Genomic DNA, 18,922 nt, shown 5'->3' on the forward strand with positions numbered 1-18,922 from the left:
GCCCCCGGCATCGACGCCGACACCTTCCTCTTCCTCGCTCCTTTCACTCCTGCCCACCGCCCCCCCTGGCGTGCCTCCCCCTAACCCTCTCCCCCCGGGTCAGTACCGGGGGGAGAGAACCGGCGCGCATCGGCTCCTCTCCTCAGCAGATACAGATCACCCTCTCATCCCAAGCGTTAGCACTCCTGTATCCTGGCCACCACGCCACCGCGACCATACCTCCGGCGAGGGAAGCGTGGCCAGTCTGGCATGGGGACTACACCGCGCTCCAGGCCCAACCACACCATCCCGGACCCGACCAACCTCTCCCCTCAACCAGCCAATCGCCAGCCAGCGACAGCACAGACTCCCTCACCACCTTTCTCTTCCTTCCCCTGCTCCCTCCTCCCCCGCCAGCTTCCTCAATATCTACCCGCTCTCCATCCGTCACCTATATCGACTTATATCAGCCTATAGACTATAATCAGTCTAGTCATCACAAACCCTTACCCTTTCCTCTTCCAGAGGAGCGTTCCACGGCTGAGAACAAGCAAAGCCGCTACCCACCCTTCCTCCCCAGCGGAGAGGAGGTACATCACGCGTGATTCTCTGCAGAGCAACAAGCCAGCCGATCAGATCGTCTATTCTCCCTCCCTAAGGAAGCGCTGCGCAGGCGCTGGGTACAGAATTCGCTCTCTTTGCCACGGGCGAGATGCAGCCAGCGGGCTGGGGTCCTGAGCTGTCGGGACGCCTCCTAGAGGTGGCGCAGATCAGCAAGCAGATCACCAGCCGAATCGCCAGGCGCCAACCTCAGGCCGCGAGCCCAAGGACTGCAGCCAGAACCTGGCGACCCAGCCCTCAAAGGCGGGCCGTCGGCGGAGCCTCCATGACCTTCCCACAAACAACCAGCCGGGTCAGGAAAGCCTTGCGCCAGGAGCAGCAGGAAAGCCCGAGACCGGCCCAGATCTTCCCGCTGCTCCCCGCCTGGCCTCTCCGACCCGGCATTGCAGCACCAACTCACCTTTAGCGGGCCTGCGCCTGCGCCGCCGATGGAAGCTCCTTCAGAGCCTCGTGCAGCGTCTCCTCCACCACCGTAGCCAGCGCAGCGATAAAGCGCGGTTCCACATTCAACGACTCGATGCGTGCAAAGTGCAATCCTGCCTGCTCCGCTTGCTCCCTCGCTCCCACATCGATATCGTAGAGGATCTCCAGATGATCGGCCAGAAACTGCACCGGCGCCATCAAGACGTGTGTATGGCCAGCCGCCCGCAACTCCGGCATCACATCGGCAAAATCCGGCTTCAGCCACTCCTCCGGCGTATGGCCGGCGCTCTGATAACAGAAGAGCCAGCGCTCAGATGGCAAACCCAGCCGCCCGGCGATCGCCGCCGCCGTCTCCTTAAGGGCCGCAATATAGCCCGGCTCCCCATCCACCACGCGCTTCGGCATACTATGGGCAGTAAAAAGCACCGGCACCTGCGCGCGCACCTCCGGAGGGAAACGATCCAGCGCCTGACGCACTCTCCCCGCCAGGGCCCCAATAAAATCGGGCTGCAGATGCCAATCCTCAGCCACCCTTACCAGCAGATCCGCGCGCCCCAAGCGGGCCGCGCCCTCCTGCAGAGCCTTGACGTAACCGCCCATAATGATCGGCGAATACTGCGGCGACATAATCAGGCCGATCAGCGCCTGAGCTTCCTGAGCTGCCTCGGGCACCACATCGGCCACAAACGGCGGCGAGAAGCGCATCCCCGCCACAACCCGAAAGCGCGGCCCAGTCGGGTAACGCCGATTCAGCTCCTCCTCGAGCGCGGCGGCCTGCCGCTGAGTGATCGCGATCAGCGGCGAGCCACCGATCAGCTCGTAGCGGCGCCGGAACTCCTCAACCAGCTCCGGCTCAGGCTTGCGCCCACCGCGGACATTCGTCATATAGGTCTCAACGTCATCGAGAGTGGCCGGCGAACCATAGGTCATCAAGACCACGCCGACACGCTTGACGCTCTCCATCGAAGTCTATCCCTCTCTTCTCTTGAGATAAGAGATTTCACTCAGCTCTCTCGCTTGTTGCTGCTTATACTGTTCCTGCTACAAAAACTAAAGGCAGGAAGCGCGGAGTCCCTGATCTGAGCGGCAGGACCCAGCAGCGGCTGATGAATCCTGAACGCGCACCCGGGAAGCGAAGAAATCAAGGCATGCGAACGTCGCCTTGACGCGTCGCCCTCTCATCCCTGGTGGCGGCGCGTCTCCTCATGCACAAAGTCAACCAGACGGCGCAGCACCGCCGGATCGGCCTCGGCAGGCACCCCATGTCCCAGATTGAAGATATGGCCGGGTCGGCCTCCGGCGCGGCGCAGCACATCGCGCGCCCCCTCTTCGAGGATCTCCCAGGGGGCCAGAAGCAAGACCGGATCCAGATTGCCCTGAATACCGCGCCCGTAGCCAATGCGCTCCCAGGCGGCATCGAGATTGACGCGCCAGTCCACGCTGATGACATCGCCCCCCGCCTCAGCGAGCAGCTCCAACAAGGCAGCGTTACCCGTGCCGAAATGGATGCTCGGCGTGCCCGTCTGCTTGACCGCCGTAAAGATGCGCTGACTATAGGGGAGCACATAGCGACGGTAGGCCTCCGGCCCAATGGCTCCGATCCAGCTATCGAAGAGCTGGACGGCCGTCACCCCAGCGCGGATCTGCCCCAGCAGATAGCGCGTCACCACCTCGGTCAGCTTCTCCATGAGAGCATGCCAGAGGGCTGGCTGCCCATACATCACCGCCTTGGCCTGGGTGTAGTCACGCGACGGACGCCCCTCGATCAAATAGCAGGCCAGCGTAAAAGGAGCCCCGGAGAAGCCAATGACAGCCTTCTTCCCCTCCAGTTCGCCCCGCACCAGGCGGATAGCCTCCAGCACAAAGGGTGTGGCCTCCTCCGGCTCGCGTACCTGCAGGGCCGCCACATCGCTCATCGTGCGGATTGGGTGGTGGATAATAGGGCCAATCTCAGGCTGGATCTCCAGCGAGACCCCCATGCCCTCTATTGGAAGCATAATGTCGGCATAGAGAACTGCCGCATCGACCCCGAGCTGCTCGACTGGCATGAGGGTCACCTGGGCACACAGCTCAGGCGTCTTGGCCATCGTGAGGATGTCGTAGCGCTTGCGTAGCTCACGGTATTCGGCGAGGCAGCGTCCGGCCTGGCGCATAAACCAGACCGGCGTGGCGTCGGGCTGCTGCCCACGGCAGGCAGCCAGGAAACGCGCCAGCCCCGTAGAGGCCGCCGGCCCCGCGCCTTCCACCTGCGAGTGATGCTCTTGTTCAGTCTGCATAGAATAAGACGATCCCGGAAAACGGAGTCCTTTCTTATGAGGATCAGGCGAGGAGGTCTGGAGGTCCTCGCCCCTTGCCATGTCATATGATAGCGTGGAAGCCAGGGCGGCGGCAAATTTTGCAAAAATCTCGACCACTTTCTACTAGATTGTGAGATTTTTGTAACTCCGCGGCAGACGGCCAGAGCTGACAGCATGCGGCTTCCCTGCCCGGATCGACTGACCAGCATCGCCATGTCCCTTTCCATGCCCCCGGCCAGGCGGGTCAGGTCGACCGTGGCGCTGTCCACCAGCACCCGCCGAAGAAGGCGAGGGCGCCGGTGACTGGCCGCCGGTCTGGCGCGTGGTCCCCACCGGAGCCGTCGGCGTAGGGACCGGCGTCGTAGCCGCCGACGGGAGCGAGCCAGAGGAAGCCGGAGGCGTGGCCGAGGCCGGCGGGCGCGCCGTGACAGTAACAGGCGTACCCGAACTCGACTGCCTTCCCCCTCCTGTCGTGGGGGGAGCCGAAGCGTAAGAACTGAGAATGAGGGCACAAGAGAAGGTAGCCAGCGCCAGCAGTAGTCCCAAAGCCAGCAGCCGCCGCTCGCGACCAGCTCCCTCGGCAGAGAGCGGAGTCAGGGCGGCAGCCGGCTGCCGCCCCGGCACAACTTCCAGACGCAAGGTCTCCTCAAGAGCCAGGCCGGCCAGAGCCTGCTCGTAAGCCCGGGCCAGAGCCTGGGCCGAGGGAAAGCGGCGAGCCGGGTCCTTCTCCAAGGCCCTGAGCACGACCGCCGCCACCGACGGCGGAATAGCTGGATTGAGCCTCTCCAACGAGGGCGGGGGGGCATGCAGATGCTGCCAGAGCGTGGCCAGAGGCGTAGGTCCCTTAAAGGGAACCGCCCCCGTAAGCATCTCGTAGAGCACCACGCCCAGGGCATAGACATCGCTGGTCACCGCCGGGGCCTGCTCCGCCAGCTCAGGTGCCAGATAATCGGGCGTTCCTATCAGACAACCACTGGCCGTCAGGCGCTCGTTCAAGTGACCGGCCTCGTCGGTGGGACCCACGAGGCCGAAATCGGCCAGATAGGTATGAAGGGCCGGCGTCGGCTCCTCCCCCTCCGACCCTGCCGCCCCTCCAGTCCTGGCAAGCAAGATATTGCCCGGCTTGATGTCACGATGAAGCAGTCCCCGTTCATGCAAATACTGCAAGGCGGAAGCCACCTGAGCGAGAATCAGCCCCGCCTCTTCCACGCTTAGCTGACCGCGAGCCGCCAGATAATCCCGCAAACTGCCCTCCCTTATATAGGGCATCACAATATAACAGTAGCTTTCGGAACATCCATAATCAATAACAGATAGAATATGTGGATGGTGTAGCCTGCTCAAAGCAGCAACTTCCCGCTGAAAGCGGGCACGATACTCGGCCTGGTGAGCATCAACAAGCTTGAGCGCCACCTCGCAGGCGTGCTCCTGATCCCAGGCCAGATAGACCTCTGACATGCCGCCCCGCCCTAAGAGCGACAGCAGCTGATAGCGACCGGCAATCCTTGCAGGTGGTACGGACATCGGCCTCCTCTGCTTTCTGGCGCTGAACGCACAGGGTCTCGTGCTCCTCCTCGTGAAGCGCAGCGCGCTCCCCTCTTCCATAAAGACAGGCCGCTGGGGATCCCTGGCTTCGGCCAGGGGAGGAAGGCGGCCCCCTCGCTCCGGGCGCTCCGCATGGAGTCGACACCGCCGTCTCTCTGGCGGTATCCCGCTCCCCATGCGGCCAACGGCACTGACCAGCGGGCAGCAACGGCTTCGCCTCACCTCGCACAGGGGAAAGCGGGTCGACCCGGCCAGGGCTGCTCGACTGTCCTCCGGTACGGGGCAGTGGGCTGCGGCCAACCAGCCCGGAAGCCCGGGCCGATCAGACTGTGGGCACGCTCCTGGCTTGAGCCGGGAGTCGTCGACCCCACCTCCTCGTATGCTAACACCGCGAGCGCGCCCAAAGCGTTTCAGCGCCTGATCGCCAGTCCAATCCAGTCCAGTTCAGACCCCTCAGCCCTCGGCGCAGCAAGGCTGGCCCCAGGTGATCGTGCTCACCACCTCGAAGCTGAGCAGACCATCCCGGGCAAAGGGCGTCAGCAAGGCCCGCATCTCCCGCTCAAAGCTGGCCGCCTGGGCCGCCTCCATCGCCGCCAGCGAGCTATAGGCATATTGGGCGGCAATGAAATCCTCGATCGTCTGCTGCATCAGACTCGGCGCGCTGCGGTGCTCGCCGCGCAGGCGAAAGAGTCCCCGCCGCTCCAGCTCAGCGACCAGATTCAGCCGCGGCCCAGGCGCCTCATGGGCGAAGCGCTGGCGGATCCGGAGAAACGCCTGCTGCCAGGGGCCAGACTGCTGCACATTGAGAATAGCCAGCAGGCCCCGCGGCGTCAGGACACGCGCGAGGCGGGGCAGAACCTGCTCCCAATGCATCCAGTGGAGAGACATGCCCGCCGTCACCAGAGCATAGGGAGGCGTCAAGATCACATCCTCAGCCCGGCCATGAATCCAGCGAATCCCCGGCGCCTCGCCCCCGGGCAGCTCCCTGGCACGCTCCAGCATCGGCAGCGAGACATCGACCGCATCAACGCGCTCAACGAGGGCAGCCAGCGGACGAGCAATAGTGCCGATTCCGCAGCCCAGGTCAAGCACCACGCGCGGCTCATCCACGATCAACTCGTTGAGGACGAGAAAGGTCTCTGGCGGGTAGGAGGGGCGCAAATGGTAGCGCCTGACCAGAGCGGGATCTTGAAAGCGCCTCAGGCGCGCCAGGTCTGGAGCAAATGGATCACTCATCAAAGCAGCTCCTGCAACAGATCCAGGCTTACCTTTCACTGTACGGTTGACGATGGCAGGTCAGAGGCCCGCGGGTGGCAGAACGCGCTCCAGCAAGCGTAGCCAGTTGCCCCCCATAATACGCACAATATCTTCTTGGGCATAGCCAGCCGCCGCCAGAGCCTCCGCCAGGCGTGGAAAATCGGCCACCGTCTCCAGCTCCACGGGCGTCTCATCGCGTCCGAAGCCTCCATCGAGATCGCTGCCGATCCCCACGTGGTTAGCGCTTCCCGTTAGCTGACAGATATGATCGATGTGCTCCACCACGCGACGCAGCGAGACCGGGAAAGGCTGGCTGCGCTTCCAGTCAGCGTAGAGAAAAGGATTGATCGGCGCGATCCCAATGACGCCGCCGCGCTCAGCAATGGCGCGGATCATAGCATCGCTCAGGTGGCGAGGACTATCGACCAGAGCCCGACAGTTGCTATGGCTGGCCACGACTGTGCCGCCAAAATGCTGCAGGGCCTGCCAGAAACTCTCTTCGGCCAGGTGACTGGTATCGAGCACCAGGCCAAGACGCTCCATATGACGCAAGAGGCTCAGCCCCTCCGCGGTCAGAGGGCCAGGCCGCCCATTGCCGCCGCAGTAGCGGGAGCCATGGGCCCAGGCCAGCCCCAGAAAGCGCAAACCCGCCGCAAACCACTCTTCCGCCTCCTCGGGTCGGCGCACGGCATCGGCCCCCTCCATCAGGGGTACCAGGCCAAAGGGGCGCTGCGGATCAGCCGCATTGCTCTGCGACCAGGCCCCGATGAAGCGCGCCAGATCCTCCTGAGTCAGCAGCAAGCAGACACCAGCCTCCTGCGCCAGCCGACGATAGTAGTCCAACTGTCCCCACGCCACTCGCCAGGCCCCATCTGGCTCGCGATAGGCCTGGGTCAGCCGATAGCGGGCATTGACGCCCTTCCCCACACCCACCAGGAGGGGATAGGCAAAAAGCGTGCCGAAGACAATGGCCACGTCCCCGCGGCGCAGCTCCGGCAGCCCCACCATGCAGATGCCCCCCTGGGCATCCTCACGACAGTAATCAGGGTGCTCGCGGGCCTCCAGCTCTCGCGTCTCGGCCACCGACCGGCGGACATCACGTCCCCACTCCAGGGCATTGTAGGCAATGTCTTGATGGGCATCAACAATGAACATCACTGGTTTTCGCTCCCTCTCTCCAGTTCAGCAACCCGGCCAGGCAGCCCGCGCCCAGCCCCCCTGGCGAAGGAGCCGCAGCGCCGCCCCTGGCCCCGGCCACAACTTCATGATATGCCACACCCTCTGACCGTGTCGAGAAGCGAGCAAGACAGCCCGCAAGACAGGCCGACGGCCAGTCCACCAGGCGGCCCGCGAGAGAGGGCGGAGTTCGTTCACCGCCCTCCGATGCGGCTTTTCTCCCTCCTGCGCTCGCTTCTCCTGCTACGGCCTCCACTTGTTGAGACACTATCTCATTGACAGCGCTCTATTCCTGTGGTATGCTCCTCAGCAAGAGAGATAGCGTCTCAATAACGCCGCAAGCTCGGAGAGGGCTTGTGGTCAGGAGAGGAGCAAGCGGCATGCAGCACAAGAAGCGCCATGGGGCACGCCTCTGGCTTATCCTTGGGACATTGCTGTTCAGCCTGCTCGGGAGCGCCTGCAGCGCGGGTGGTCTGAGTGCTGGCGGCAGCGGAGAGAGCGCGGGGAAGCTGGCCATCGTAGCGGCGGAGAACTTCTACGGTGACCTGGCGCGCCAACTGGGCGGTGATCGGGTTTCCGTCACCAGCATCCTGAGCGATCCCAACATCGACCCTCACGAATACGAAAGCAACGTCCAGAACGCCGCCGCCGTAGCCGAGGCCAGGCTAGTCATTGCCAATGGTGGCGGCTATGATAGCTGGATCGACCGTCTACTGGCGGCAGCGCCCCAAGAAGGGCGCATTGTTCTCAAGGGGTACGACCTGGCCCCTGTCAAGCTAGAAGACAACGAGCACATCTGGTACAGTCCCACCGACATGGCCGCCATTGCCAGGGCCATTACCCAGGCCCTTCAGAAGCTCGACCCGGCCCATGCCAGCGGCTATAACCAGAACCTGCAGCGCTTCCTCAGCTCACTAGAGCAGATCAACAGCAAGCTGGCCGAGATCAAAGCGCGCTACAGCGGCACGCCAGTTGGCCTGACCGAGACCCTCTTTCTCTACCAGAGCACGCTGATGGGGCTGAAGGTCCTCACTCCCTTCGACTTCCAGAAAGCCATTGCTGAGGGAAACGACCCCCCGGCCAGCAGCGTAGTCACCGTTGAGAGCCAGATCCAGCAGCAGCGCATCAAAGTTTTGATTTATAATGAGCAGACTGCCACGGCCATCACCAGCAAGCTGCGCAGCGAAGCCCAGGCGCATCACATACCCTTGGTAGCCGTCAGCGAGACCATGCCCCCGGGCAAAAGCTATCAGACCTGGATGCTTGAGCAACTCAACGCCCTGGAGAGCGCCCTACAGAGCGCTCAAACGGCCTGAGCGAGAGAGAGGTCAGTCACCAGTCGGCGAGCCAGTCAGTCAGCCAGTAATCAGGAAGAGAGCCTGAGCCGGGCCGAGAGAGGGAGACAGGCCCCGCTCAGGCCCAGCCCTTGGGAGTGAGAGCAGTCGATTAGCGTAGGACAGGAAGAGCAGGAAAGGAGCGTAGACAGTGAGCACCCAGCACGACCAGCGCCTCAGCCTTCCCGGTCTGGGGCCACTCGCCCCCACCTCAACGGAAGAGGAGCAGCCAGCTCATCCAGCAGGACCAGTGATCGAGCTAGAGAGGGTCAGCGTCTGCCTGGGAGGGCGGAGCATCCTCCAGGATGTGACCTTTACCATCGGTCCGGGCGAATTCATCGCCGTGTTGGGGCCGAACGGCGCCGGCAAGAGCACTCTCCTTAAGGTGCTGCTCGGCCTGATTCGACCCAGCGCAGGCCAGGTGCGTATCTTCGGGCAGGCGCCGCGGCGTGGCAACCGACTCATCGGTTACGCCCCTCAGCATCGCCTTCTGGAAGGGGCCATCAGCCTGCGCGCGCGCGACCTGGTCGGCTTCGGCCTCGATGGCCACCGCTGGGGGCCGGGCTGGCTCAGAGCCGGCGGGCGGCGCCAGGCATTGATCGAGCAAGCCCTGACTGAGGTCGACGCGCTGGCCCTGGCCGACATGCCCGTCAATCAGCTCTCGGGAGGCGAACAGCAGCGTCTCCTCATCGCTCAGGCCCTCCTCAGCCAGCCTCGCCTGCTCCTGCTCGACGAGCCGCTTTCCAACCTTGACATCAGCCACGAACAAGAGATCATCGCCCTCATCGCCCGCCTTTCTCGCACCCGTGGCATGACCGTCTTACTGGTCACCCACGACGTCAACCCCCTGCTGCCGGTCGTCGACCGTGTCCTCTATCTGGCCCGCGGACACGCCGCCATCGGCAAGCCGGAACAGGTGATCACCAGCGCCACCCTGAGCGCCCTCTACGGGGCGCCGGTCGAGGTCGTTGAGGCCCTGGGACGACTCTTCGTAGTAGGCGTTGACATTTAGGGCGGGCAGCCACCAGCCAGCAAGGGGAGAGAAAAGGAGCGAAAGCACCATGTTAGGTCTTTTGAGCTATCCATTTATCCAAAACGCCTTTTTAGCCGGGACCTGCATTGCCATCGTAGCCGCCGTGACAGGCTATTTCCTGCTGCTGCGTGGCTTGACCTTTGCCGGCCATGCCCTACCCAACATTGGCTTTGCGGGGGCGGCCGGCGCCGTGCTGCTCGGTCTCGACCCCATCTTTGGGCTGCTGGTCTTCACCATCGGGGCAGCGGTTGGCATCGGCCTGCTTGGGCGCGACCTGCGCGAAAGGGACCTGGCCATTGGCATCCTCATGACCTTTGCCCTGGCCCTTGGCCTGCTCTTCCTCTCCCTCTACAGCGGCTACGCCGAGCGTGTCTACAGCATCCTCTTCGGCACCATTTTGGGGATCAGCCATCTTGACGTCCTGCTCAGCCTTGGCGTCAGCCTGCTCATCCTCCTCAGCATCCTGGCCCTTTTCCGCCCTCTCCTCTTCAGCTCCTACGATCCCGAAGTTGCCGAGGCGCGCGGCGTCCCCGTGCGCCTGTTGTCCATCGCCTTCCTCATCCTGGTCGCTCTGACCATCGCCATCGCCGTACAGATCGTTGGCGCCCTGCTGGTTTTCACCCTGCTCGTGGGGCCGGCGGCCACCGCTGGGCGGCTGGCCCTGCGTCCGTGGGCAGTCATCCTGTTGGCGATTGTCCTGGGACTGCTCTACACCTGGCTGGGGCTGCTGCTGGCGGTCCTCAGCGGCACCATTCCTGTCAGCTTCTTCATCGCCTTCCTTTCCTTTAGCGTCTACCTGCCCGTGCGTTTGCTGGCACCGGGCAGGCAGCGGAGGCGACGGCCCGCTGGTCCGGCCTGGGCGGCGGCCAGCGGCGAGGGACGCCCACAGCCCGTCAGTTCCAGAGCCAGCAACGACATCCCAGAGAGGAGCATCCGGCCATGAACATCGGCACCCTTTGGCAGCACGAATTTATCCAGAACGCCTTCCTGGCCGGTGGCTGTGTGGCCATCGCAGCCGCCTTAGTCGGCTATTTTCTCGTCCTTCGCGCCCAGACCTTCGCCGGTGAAGCCCTGACCGACATCGGCTTCAGCGGAGCCACGGGAGCCGCCCTGCTGGGCCTCAGTCCCTTACCAGGCATGCTTCTCCTCAGCCTGCTGGCCGCCCTGGCCATTGGTCTGCTTGGAGAGCGCCTGAGGGGGCGCGACATCGAGATCGGCATGGTGCTCTCCTTCGCCCTTGGGCTAGGCGTCCTCTTTCTGAGTCTCTACGCCGCCAGCAGCGGCAGCCACGCCAGCGCCGGCGTCGGCATTCTCTTCGGCTCCATTCTCAGCGTCAGCCGTGGGGACGTCTGGCTGAGCCTGGGCTGCGCCCTGGGCTGCAGCCTGGTCCTGCTCATCCTCTACCGACCGCTGCTCTTCGCCTCCATTGATCCCGAGGTTGCCGAAGCGCGCGGCGTGCCGGTGCGCCTCCTCTCGGTCCTTTTTCTCCTGCTGCTGGCCCTTGCCACCGCCATCAGCGTCCTCGTCATCGGCGTCCTGCTTGTCTTCGCTCTCCTCGTTGCCCCAGCGGCAGCCGCCCAACGGCTCAGCGCCTCGCCGGCGGGCGCCCTCCTGCTGGCCATCCTGCTGGGCCTTGGCAGCACCTGGGGCGGACTCCTCATCGCCTTCCTGGGGCCAGGCCAGCACCTGCCCGCCAGCTTCTGCATCGCCACCCTGGCCACGCTCTGCTACGCAGGTGCCTCTCTCGGCGCCCATCTGCGTCAACGCCGATCGCCGCCGGCTCCACCCCCGCCGGCCCACCCCTGTAAAGGGCGACGCACCGCCGCCTGAGCGCCATCCCCGCCGAGCGGGGCAGGTCCACGCCTCCCGCAAGGAGCACCAGCACACCCCAGCCGGACAAGCAAGAAACCAAGAAAGGAAGAGAAGCCCAGCATGCCAGATCGTCTCGTCTACAGCACCGACGGCGGACGAGTAACCCATTGTCCCGTCTGCCACCAGCCCTATCGCCACTGCCGCTGCCAGAGCGAGGGCAGCCAGCCGAGCCAGGCACAAGCAAGCGCCGCCAGGGCCGCCGGAGGGGGAAGCGTGCGCGTCAGCCGCGAGCGCGCCCAGCGCGGCGGCAAGACGGTCACCGTGATTCGCGGTCTGCCCATCGGCCAGGTCGAGCTGGAGGCCCTGGCGCGCCACCTCAAGCGCCTCTGCGGAGCGGGAGGAACCGTCAAGGAAGGGACCATTGAGATCCAGGGCGACCACTGCGACAAGATCCTGGCCTACCTGCAGGAACAGGGCTACCGGGCCAGGCGAGCCGGAGGCTAACCCGCTCGCTCCCCCATCTCTCCTCGTGCTCTCGCAGCCTCTTCCCAGCAGCGGGCAGCAGGCGGAAGTCCCCCGACAGCCCTGCCTGCATAGCGCGGGGCTTCCGCCTGGCAGGCCGCGTTCCTGAGAGTGGATTCCGCTTTTGCGTTGGCCAGAGAGAAAGACAGAGTAAGCGAGGTGGCCTGCGCTCCCCTGCCCAGGCCAGGCGCCCAAGCCAAGGGGCCAGGTCGCCTCAGCAAGGAGCCAGAGCGCGCCATTGGCGAACGAGTACGCTGCAAAGAGGAAGGGGAAGCGCACACCATGAACATTCACGAACAGCTGGAGAGTTTGCTGGCCAACCTGGGAGTCAGTATGGAACAGCAGCAACCGGAGCCTTATGAAGAGCACGAAGGGATAGAGAACGAGGCGCCCGAAGTCTCCATCTTCCAGGCATCGCGCGACCACTACGGCGTCTTCTATCGCCTCGACATCATCGAGCACGAGCCGCAGCTGCGCATCATCGTTCCCATCGAATACGGCGCCCTGAAGATGGAAGTCTACCTGGTGCGCCTGAGCGAGCGGACGGGCATCAACAACTGGTTCCGCAGCCTCGCCAGCTACCACGGCAGCGCCCCCTTTGAGCGCAGCCGCGAGGTCAGCCTGCAGCACCTCCTCTACGCCGTCGCCGAGATCATGAAGCAGCTCTTCTGGGCCGGCGACCTTGACCAGATGCGGTTCCCACCGGAGATCGAGGTGACACGCCTGGTATAGGCCCTGCAGGCTCCCAGAGAGCGCGCGGCGCGCTGACCGGCCACCAGGAAGCCTCCCAGCCTGGCCCAGCCAGGCCCGGCCAGGCCACAAGAGCCGAGGGCCGGCCAGCAGGCAAGCAGACAGACAAATAAGTCAAGAGAAGAAAGAGTCGCCCACTCGCCTGTGCATGCGGCCTCCCTGGTCAGGCGAGTGGGATTTTTTGCTGTCTGCGCCCCAGAGAAGATGCCAGGCATATTGATCTATGGTACACTGGCAATATTCGAAAAGAGGTCCGCGAAGGTAAGTACTATGATCGAGAACCTGGAGAGCCTTGGTCAAGAAGCGCTCGACTATCTCAACCAGAAAAACACCGCACGTGAGCAGGCCCTGCCGCGTGCACGCACCTTGATCCGCTACTGCGCCAACAGCATCCGGGCGGCCCATCGACGAGAGTTTGCCGCCGCCGAGGAGCTGCTCGCGAAGGCGGCAGAACTGCTGGCCCAGATTGGGGCCGACCTGCGCGAGCAGCCGGATGTTTTCTATGCCGGCTTCGTTCAGGACGCCCAGAAAGAATACGCCGAGGCGGCGGCCTTTCTGGCGCTGATCCAGGGGAGGGCCTTGCCCCATCCACAAAGTCTCAAGGTTGATTGGGCGCCCTACCTCAACGGCCTGGGGGAGGCCGTTGGCGAGCTGCGGCGTTACGTCCTCGACCGCCTGCGCCACGGCTGGCTGGCCGAGTGCGAGCAGCTCCTGCAGCATATGGACGACATCTACGCCTTGCTGATCACCATCGACTTCCCCGATGCCATCACCGGCGGCCTGCGCCGCACAACCGACACAACACGGGCAATCCTCGAGAAGACGCGCGGCGACCTCACCGTTGCCGTCCGACAAGCCCAGCTCGAGGAAAAGATCAGCGAGCTGCTGGGCGCGCTCCACAGGAAGGATGCGGCGTCTTCGTGATGTGCTGATTGGCTGGCAGGTTGTATACTAACAGTGACGAAGGCGTTACCTGCTCAGCTTGCAGGCTCTTTTAGGGTCTGCGGTCCGTGGGCAGTGCAATCAGAGCAGTTATCTTCTATTACATTTATCACAATTCTTATCGTCTAACGTCTCTCTGTCTTCTCGCCATCAGGGAGAGACCTGGTGGTGCGCCGCCGGAGCCAGCGGCAAGTGCGCAGCAAAAGGGGGGCATATGTCGCAGCAAGAGCTTACGAACAAAGAGCAGCCAGCAAAAGAGTTAGAGCATACAGAACCTGGCGATACGATCAGCAATGGGAAAGGGAAGCAGCGCCAGAACGACATCAAAGCCAGCTCACAGATTGTGACCGCCGAGTCTGTCCAGGCGGAAGAGGTTCCCACCATTCCCCTTGGATCGCTGCAGACCCTCAGCACCCTGCAGCCCGAGGTCTCGGTGCACTCGGTAGCGGCCGGAGAAGCGGTCAGCACACCGACCCCGTTGGTTGCCCAGCCGGCGGAGTACCGGCGCAGCGCCAGCGAGTGGTTGCGCATCTGGTGGGAAGGCATGCGGCCGCGCTACCTTGTCTTGAGCGCCATGCCGTTCCTCCTGGGGAGCGTCCTCGCCCTGGCGCAGGTCCTGAACGTGCGTGGACTGTTGGGCCTGGGACAGTGGCATCCCCAGCGTTTTCTGGTGGGGCTGCTAGCCGTCCTCCTTCTGCAGCTTGGGGCCAATCTCATTAACGACTACTACGACTACCTCCGCGGGATCGACACCAGCAACACCCTGGGACCGGGCAAGCTCATCCAGCAAGGCCTGATCAAGCCGACGCGCGTCCTGACCCTTGGCATGGTTCTTCTGGCCGGCGGCTCGCTGCTCGGCCTGCTGCTCGCCCTGGCCTCCGGTTGGCCGCTGCTCCTCTTCGGCCTGCTCGGTCTATTGGCGGCCTACTTCTATAGCGCTACACGGCGGGCACTCTCCTCGCTCATGCTCGGCCTGCCGGTCGCTTTCTGCATCTACGGACCGCTGATCACTCTGGGAGCCTACTACCTGCAGCGTTCTCAGCTTGACGGACAGGTCTGGCTCTACAGCCTGATGCCGGGCCTACTGGCGACCGCTTTCGTCCACGTCAACGACATGCGGGACGTCGAGGACGATGCGCAGGCCGGCAAGCGTACCCTGGCCAACACTCTGGGTCTGGGTCTCAACCGGATCCTCTTCCTGCTCCTTCTGGGAGGCGCCTACCTTGTCCTGCTTCTGATCGGCCTGCCGCACAACGCGCCGCACCTGGTGTTGATCGCCCTCTGGACCCTGCCGACCCTGGTGGTGGTGGTGAGTGGTATCGTGCGCACCGACCTCGCCTCGGGTCTGCACCTGGTCATGCGCGAGATGCTCAAGCTGGAGGCCTGGTTTATCGCCCTGCTCGCCGTGGGCCTCCTGCTCTCGGCCATCCTGCCCATCCTGCCCCAGGTGCCTTCCCTGGCCTTGCCCTGAGCCAGCCCGCTCCGACTCGCCGCATCCCTGGCGCCGGGCCTCCTCAAGAAGGCGACGCACCCGGCGCCAACTTTCTTCTCTTCCTGTCCTTCTTCCCCCCTCGTCTCTCCGCTTCCGCCGGCCTGGTCCGCCGCCTCTCTGGCTATCCATCCTCGTCCACTGTCATCTATCCACATCTGCTTCCCAGGACCAGATAGATGAATTGGGGCCCGGGTCTGGCGGTGGCAAGAGCAGCCTGTCGCGCCAGCAGCCGCAGTCGGAGAAAGAGCCTCAACAAGAAGCAGGCTTCGCCCGGGCGATTCAGGCGAGTGTCTCAGCCCATTCGACCCATTTACAGGGATGGTACACTGTGCTACACTTTGGGTGTGTCAAGGACGTCCTGGCGGTTATTTCAGAAGGAGGTGCCTCATGGCTGGCTGGGAACAGGAACTAGCCGAGCTACTGCGTGAGCTGGGGGTAACGCTCGAAGGCGAAGCACCTGACTCCCATACTCACCTCCAGGCCAAACAGCGTGCGAGCTACAGCGATGTCAGGCAGGACAACGGAGAGAGCACGACCTTGCCGGTCCCCGCATGGGAGGACGATGCCTCCCCACCCGCCGAAGCCGAAGAGGATGCCTGGTTAACAGAACTCCGCCTGATGCGCCGCGAAGTCGACTCAATTGTGGCTCAGGTGATCCGCCTGATGCAAAACGGCGATCTCGATGCTTCCCTCAAGGAAGACGTCATGGTTGTGCTGCGCGCCTTACGCCGCCGTGCAACACCTGGCCCAAGTGCCACTTCCAGCGATGAGACCTATCTGGAGTTCGCCGCTGCCATGCTCCATTTCTGCCGCCTGGTCCTGCGCCTGAGCGAGACAGCCATCGAAGATTAGGCCGAAGGGAAGCAAGGAAGATAGAAGGAGAGGAGATGGCAGGCAGGTGAGATGACGCTCTGTCTCAGCGGCCAGACCTCGCTCTCCGCCCTTCTCTGATGAGCGCCTTCCTGACCCAGGGCCTCGATCAATCGAATCGCCTTTCACCATAGCTTCGGCAGCGCTCGCAATCAATCACAAGGCAAACAGCGGTCAGCCGGCTAGCCGGCGTCAACACAGGAGCCAGCGACCCCCATCAAGAAGCAGCTTCTGTTACCGACGGAAGCCACCGGGCTGACGTTCCGCGCATCTGGCCCTCCGCCCCACCAGCCAGCACGACAGTTGACGCAGCTTTTTCGTACACAAGACAGCTCAGTGATCGCCGCCCTGCGACCTGCACCGGCCTCATTCCCCACCGCTTGCCACCTTGGACCCACGCGGCCCAGGCCCTTATTGGTCACCGACCATGCGACCCTTCTGGCCCGCCAGAGAGAGCAGCAGGGGGGGCAGCCGCCGTTCATTCGCCCGGAACAGAGCCACGGCAGCTCTTTCCGAGGAGCACAAGTACGGCGCCAGACCAGACCCCACTACAACGGGTCTCTTGCGACCCATCAGTCGCGCGGGGGTCAGAACAGTGCCGGACGGCCTTCTTGCTTTTTCTTGTGGTCGTGATTGACCCGCTGATCCACCTACGCCACTTACATGGAGCACCTTCCTCCTGACCACTATCGCCCGTCGCCACTTCTTCCATCAGCGCGAGAGCCTCACGGCTGAGCCGGAGGAACCAGACCGGCTCAGGCCAGCAGCCTGCCTGCCGCGCCGCCGTGGAAGCTCAGGGGTGCGCTCTGGCTTTCGCGCCCCCCACCATCATCAGATCAGCCAACCCGCGGGGAGAAGCCCCACTCAGGGCAGGCGATACTGCTCCGGCAAATCTTCCTGGTCGAAGCCCTCATTGACAAAGCCGCGCTTGACCAGATAGCGCAAGAACTCCAGACGGCGCTGTTGCACGAGAGTCATCGGAGAAGGCTCACCCGGCTCGCCGGTCTGCTCCTCCGATGAGGCTGGGGCTTCCATAGGCAGCAGGAAATCGCTTCCACCCATCCAGGGCAGGCGCTCGCTCAGGGATGAGTTGGGGTCGGCCACAGGACCCGGGAACCCCTGGAAACCGTGACTGAGGAAGGACAGGCTGCCGAGCGCTCCAGGTGGAGGAGGGAGCTTCGGCGGCACAAAGAGATCCTGGCAATCAGTCGAGAGCGAGAGCCGAGAAGCGGGGCCGGCTTGTGAGGCCAGGCCACTGGCCGGCGTAGAAGGAGAAGTGGAGGTGGGCATGCCCGGCAGAGGACGCTGCTGCGGCGCCAGCACGGGAGCGCTGGAGGCTCCACTCGCCTCCGCCGCCACCGCCTGGGAGCGCCGCTTTCTCCCGGGCCACCATGCGAACAATCGAGCCAGCCATTGAGAGAGTGTTCGCGCGATCATGGGAGTGCCCTCTATTCATCTCAGGGCGCTGGCCGCGCCCAGCTAACCAACCAGCAAAGACGCGCCTGATAGCTACTGAGTTGCCTGCTAACCTTGCGAAAACGCACGAAAAATAAATGAAGCCCAAGAGACATAGTAGCATATCGTCATGAAGACGTCAAACCACCTTGCAATTTTCGCGCCTGCATGCCATAATCAAAAAGGCCAGGCGGCCAGAAGGACAGACCTGGCCTGCAGACGGGAAAGGCACGCCTGCCTATACGCACGCACTCCGCTCCCGTGAGGGGGCCAGGCTCAAAAAGCACACAGCCAAGCCGACAGCCGTGCGCCATCGCACCCTGGCCCACGCTGCTACCGGGTGATTGTGACCTTTGAAGCAGAAAGAAAGGCATGTGTCGGTCATGCAGGAAGACATCCTTGGCACCAGAAGGACTGCTATATCGGATACATATGTCAACTGCTCCAGGTGCAATAAGGCAACACGTCTGCGCTACGCGCGCATCATCCAGAGCGACGTCCTCTCAGAGAGCCATTCAGAGTACGAATATCTCTGCCCGGAGTGTCAGAAGGCGCTGGCCAGCGGCGAAAAAGATCTTCCTCTGCTATAAGCACATATAGCGTCCACGGGGTTCACGGGGCTTCGCATGCACTTGCCTCCCCTCTTCTCCATTTCTCTCGCCCAAGACACAACCGCAGAGCAGAGCAGAGCAAAGCAAAGCAAAGCAACGAAGACAGATCGCAGCGACCAGCGGTTGGACTGCCGGGGGAGCCTGGGGGAACCCGTCCACTGTCTTAGAGAGGGAGGAGCGAGCAGGCAGGAGCCGGGAGCAGGCTTGTTGTGTTGGAGCGCGGAGGCAGGCAGAGCCGACAGGCAGGCAGACGGGCAGACAGACAGATAGGAAAGTAGTTGGGGCTGGCCTGGCATGCGGGATCCTGGTCTATCATCCTCTTATTATTAAGAGATGGTACGTGTACGAGCCAGGCCTGGACCTGGGTAGACTGGGGGACGGGCCATTGCCTCGCCCGCGATGCCAGCCGGCTAGCTGTCCACCGGTGGACAGCGGCGGTCTCCCTCCCGCCGGTTTTTGGCTGTGCTGTGGGCCGCCGCTGGCCTGTGCAGTTCGCTCCTTCTTTTCAGCAGGCCAGCGACCGGCGAGCTTAGAGCGCAGGGAGAGGGAGCTACCAGATCAGCCAGGGAGTCAGTCAAGCCGGTCGGGCGCTCACACCCGGAGGGAGCCAGGCTGAGGCCGGCAGGCAGATCACCAGTCAGACGAGCACGGAAGCTGCACGCAGGTCACGCCTCACGATCCGTTTGAGGAGAGTGAAACGAGGTAAACCAGTATGCGGATGCGCTACCGCTATGTGACCTATCGCTATATCGATGGGTCGGGGCAACAACTGCAACGCCACTACCGTCAGTTGTTGCAGGAGG

Annotated in this window: 15 protein-coding genes; 9 read left to right on the top strand and 6 right to left on the bottom strand. The window is 63.5% G+C overall.

Going from position 1 to position 18,922, the window contains the following annotated elements; translation table 11 throughout:
* Window positions 1-1,002: 1,002 nt before the first annotated feature.
* The 5 genes from hemH to ACFMO7_RS09625 form a co-directional block, all read right to left on the bottom strand.
* Window positions 1,003-1,986 (bottom strand): ferrochelatase, encoded by a 984-nt coding sequence (gene hemH, locus ACFMO7_RS09605; RefSeq protein WP_376795268.1) that lies wholly within the window; start codon window positions 1,984-1,986, stop codon window positions 1,003-1,005.
* A 215-nt stretch (window positions 1,987-2,201) separates the two neighbouring features.
* Window positions 2,202-3,299 (bottom strand): uroporphyrinogen decarboxylase, encoded by a 1,098-nt coding sequence (hemE, locus tag ACFMO7_RS09610; RefSeq protein WP_376795269.1) that lies wholly within the window; start codon window positions 3,297-3,299, stop codon window positions 2,202-2,204.
* Between the two features lie 144 nt (window positions 3,300-3,443).
* A complete protein-coding gene (locus ACFMO7_RS09615; protein ID WP_376795270.1) occupies window positions 3,444-4,844 on the bottom strand; it encodes a serine/threonine-protein kinase in 1,401 nt (466 codons plus the stop codon).
* 474 nt (window positions 4,845-5,318) lie between these two features.
* Window positions 5,319-6,101 (bottom strand): class I SAM-dependent methyltransferase, encoded by a 783-nt coding sequence (locus ACFMO7_RS09620; RefSeq protein ID WP_376795271.1) that lies wholly within the window; start codon window positions 6,099-6,101, stop codon window positions 5,319-5,321.
* A gap of 60 nt (window positions 6,102-6,161) precedes the next feature.
* Window positions 6,162-7,277 carry a dipeptidase gene (locus ACFMO7_RS09625; protein ID WP_376795272.1) on the bottom strand — a complete coding sequence of 372 codons (1,116 nt, stop codon included), beginning with the start codon at window positions 7,275-7,277 and terminating at the stop codon, window positions 6,162-6,164.
* Between the two features lie 401 nt (window positions 7,278-7,678).
* On the opposite strand from ACFMO7_RS09625, the gene ACFMO7_RS09630 reads away from it, so the two are divergent.
* The 9 genes from ACFMO7_RS09630 to ACFMO7_RS09670 all read left to right on the top strand — a co-directional run bounded on the left by ACFMO7_RS09630 (window position 7,679) and on the right by ACFMO7_RS09670 (window position 16,035).
* The gene (locus ACFMO7_RS09630; protein WP_376795273.1) at window positions 7,679-8,614 is read left to right on the top strand and encodes a metal ABC transporter solute-binding protein, Zn/Mn family; all 936 of its coding nucleotides are present in this window, start codon (window positions 7,679-7,681) and stop codon (window positions 8,612-8,614) included.
* 169 nt (window positions 8,615-8,783) lie between these two features.
* Complete coding sequence (locus ACFMO7_RS09635) at window positions 8,784-9,644, top strand: metal ABC transporter ATP-binding protein (protein ID WP_376795274.1); 861 nt, start codon at window positions 8,784-8,786, stop codon at window positions 9,642-9,644.
* Between the two features lie 49 nt (window positions 9,645-9,693).
* Window positions 9,694-10,608, top strand: coding sequence for a metal ABC transporter permease (locus ACFMO7_RS09640; RefSeq protein WP_376795275.1), 915 nt, complete (start codon window positions 9,694-9,696; stop codon window positions 10,606-10,608).
* On the top strand, window positions 10,605-11,495 hold the full coding sequence (locus ACFMO7_RS09645) for a metal ABC transporter permease (RefSeq protein WP_376795276.1): 891 nt from the start codon (window positions 10,605-10,607) through the stop codon (window positions 11,493-11,495). Before ACFMO7_RS09640 ends, ACFMO7_RS09645 begins: the two co-directional genes overlap by 4 nt.
* Window positions 11,496-11,597: 102 nt before the next feature.
* Window positions 11,598-11,981 (top strand): stress response translation initiation inhibitor YciH, encoded by a 384-nt coding sequence (locus tag ACFMO7_RS09650; protein ID WP_376795277.1) that lies wholly within the window; start codon window positions 11,598-11,600, stop codon window positions 11,979-11,981.
* 300 nt (window positions 11,982-12,281) lie between these two features.
* Complete coding sequence (locus ACFMO7_RS09655; protein WP_376795278.1) at window positions 12,282-12,731, top strand: hypothetical protein; 450 nt, start codon at window positions 12,282-12,284, stop codon at window positions 12,729-12,731.
* A gap of 288 nt (window positions 12,732-13,019) precedes the next feature.
* The gene (locus ACFMO7_RS09660; RefSeq protein WP_376795279.1) at window positions 13,020-13,673 is read left to right on the top strand and encodes a haloacid dehalogenase; all 654 of its coding nucleotides are present in this window, start codon (window positions 13,020-13,022) and stop codon (window positions 13,671-13,673) included.
* Window positions 13,674-13,905: 232 nt separating this feature from the next.
* Window positions 13,906-15,162 carry a 1,4-dihydroxy-2-naphthoate octaprenyltransferase gene (gene menA / locus ACFMO7_RS09665; protein WP_376795280.1) on the top strand — a complete coding sequence of 419 codons (1,257 nt, stop codon included), beginning with the start codon at window positions 13,906-13,908 and terminating at the stop codon, window positions 15,160-15,162.
* Window positions 15,163-15,570: 408 nt separating this feature from the next.
* On the top strand, window positions 15,571-16,035 hold the full coding sequence (locus ACFMO7_RS09670; protein WP_376795281.1) for a hypothetical protein: 465 nt from the start codon (window positions 15,571-15,573) through the stop codon (window positions 16,033-16,035).
* Window positions 16,036-16,917: 882 nt separating this feature from the next.
* Here the strand turns inward: ACFMO7_RS09670 and ACFMO7_RS09675 are convergent.
* A complete protein-coding gene (locus tag ACFMO7_RS09675) occupies window positions 16,918-17,490 on the bottom strand; it encodes a hypothetical protein (protein ID WP_376795282.1) in 573 nt (190 codons plus the stop codon).
* Window positions 17,491-18,922 lie beyond the last annotated feature (1,432 nt).

It is taken from the genome of Thermogemmatispora sp., assembly GCF_042408735.1.
Classification (GTDB): domain Bacteria; phylum Chloroflexota; class Ktedonobacteria; order Ktedonobacterales; family Ktedonobacteraceae; genus Thermogemmatispora.

What these genes read in the sequence shown, in the direction of transcription:
- hemE (WP_376795269.1), bottom strand. Translation starts at nt 3,299, where the DNA reads ATGCAGACTGAACAAGAGCATCACTCGCAGGTGGAAGGCGCGGGGCCG.
- ACFMO7_RS09630 (WP_376795273.1), top strand. Translation starts at nt 7,679, where the DNA reads ATGCAGCACAAGAAGCGCCATGGGGCACGCCTCTGGCTTATCCTTGGG.
- ACFMO7_RS09645 (WP_376795276.1), top strand. Translation starts at nt 10,605, where the DNA reads ATGAACATCGGCACCCTTTGGCAGCACGAATTTATCCAGAACGCCTTC.
- hemH (WP_376795268.1), bottom strand. Translation starts at nt 1,986, where the DNA reads ATGGAGAGCGTCAAGCGTGTCGGCGTGGTCTTGATGACCTATGGTTCG.
- ACFMO7_RS09675 (WP_376795282.1), bottom strand. Translation starts at nt 17,490, where the DNA reads ATGATCGCGCGAACACTCTCTCAATGGCTGGCTCGATTGTTCGCATGG.
- menA (WP_376795280.1), top strand. Translation starts at nt 13,906, where the DNA reads ATGTCGCAGCAAGAGCTTACGAACAAAGAGCAGCCAGCAAAAGAGTTA.
- ACFMO7_RS09625 (WP_376795272.1), bottom strand. Translation starts at nt 7,277, where the DNA reads ATGTTCATTGTTGATGCCCATCAAGACATTGCCTACAATGCCCTGGAG.
- ACFMO7_RS09670 (WP_376795281.1), top strand. Translation starts at nt 15,571, where the DNA reads ATGGCTGGCTGGGAACAGGAACTAGCCGAGCTACTGCGTGAGCTGGGG.
- ACFMO7_RS09615 (WP_376795270.1), bottom strand. Translation starts at nt 4,844, where the DNA reads ATGTCCGTACCACCTGCAAGGATTGCCGGTCGCTATCAGCTGCTGTCG.
- ACFMO7_RS09650 (WP_376795277.1), top strand. Translation starts at nt 11,598, where the DNA reads ATGCCAGATCGTCTCGTCTACAGCACCGACGGCGGACGAGTAACCCAT.
- ACFMO7_RS09640 (WP_376795275.1), top strand. Translation starts at nt 9,694, where the DNA reads ATGTTAGGTCTTTTGAGCTATCCATTTATCCAAAACGCCTTTTTAGCC.
- ACFMO7_RS09655 (WP_376795278.1), top strand. Translation starts at nt 12,282, where the DNA reads ATGAACATTCACGAACAGCTGGAGAGTTTGCTGGCCAACCTGGGAGTC.
- ACFMO7_RS09660 (WP_376795279.1), top strand. Translation starts at nt 13,020, where the DNA reads ATGATCGAGAACCTGGAGAGCCTTGGTCAAGAAGCGCTCGACTATCTC.
- ACFMO7_RS09620 (WP_376795271.1), bottom strand. Translation starts at nt 6,101, where the DNA reads ATGAGTGATCCATTTGCTCCAGACCTGGCGCGCCTGAGGCGCTTTCAA.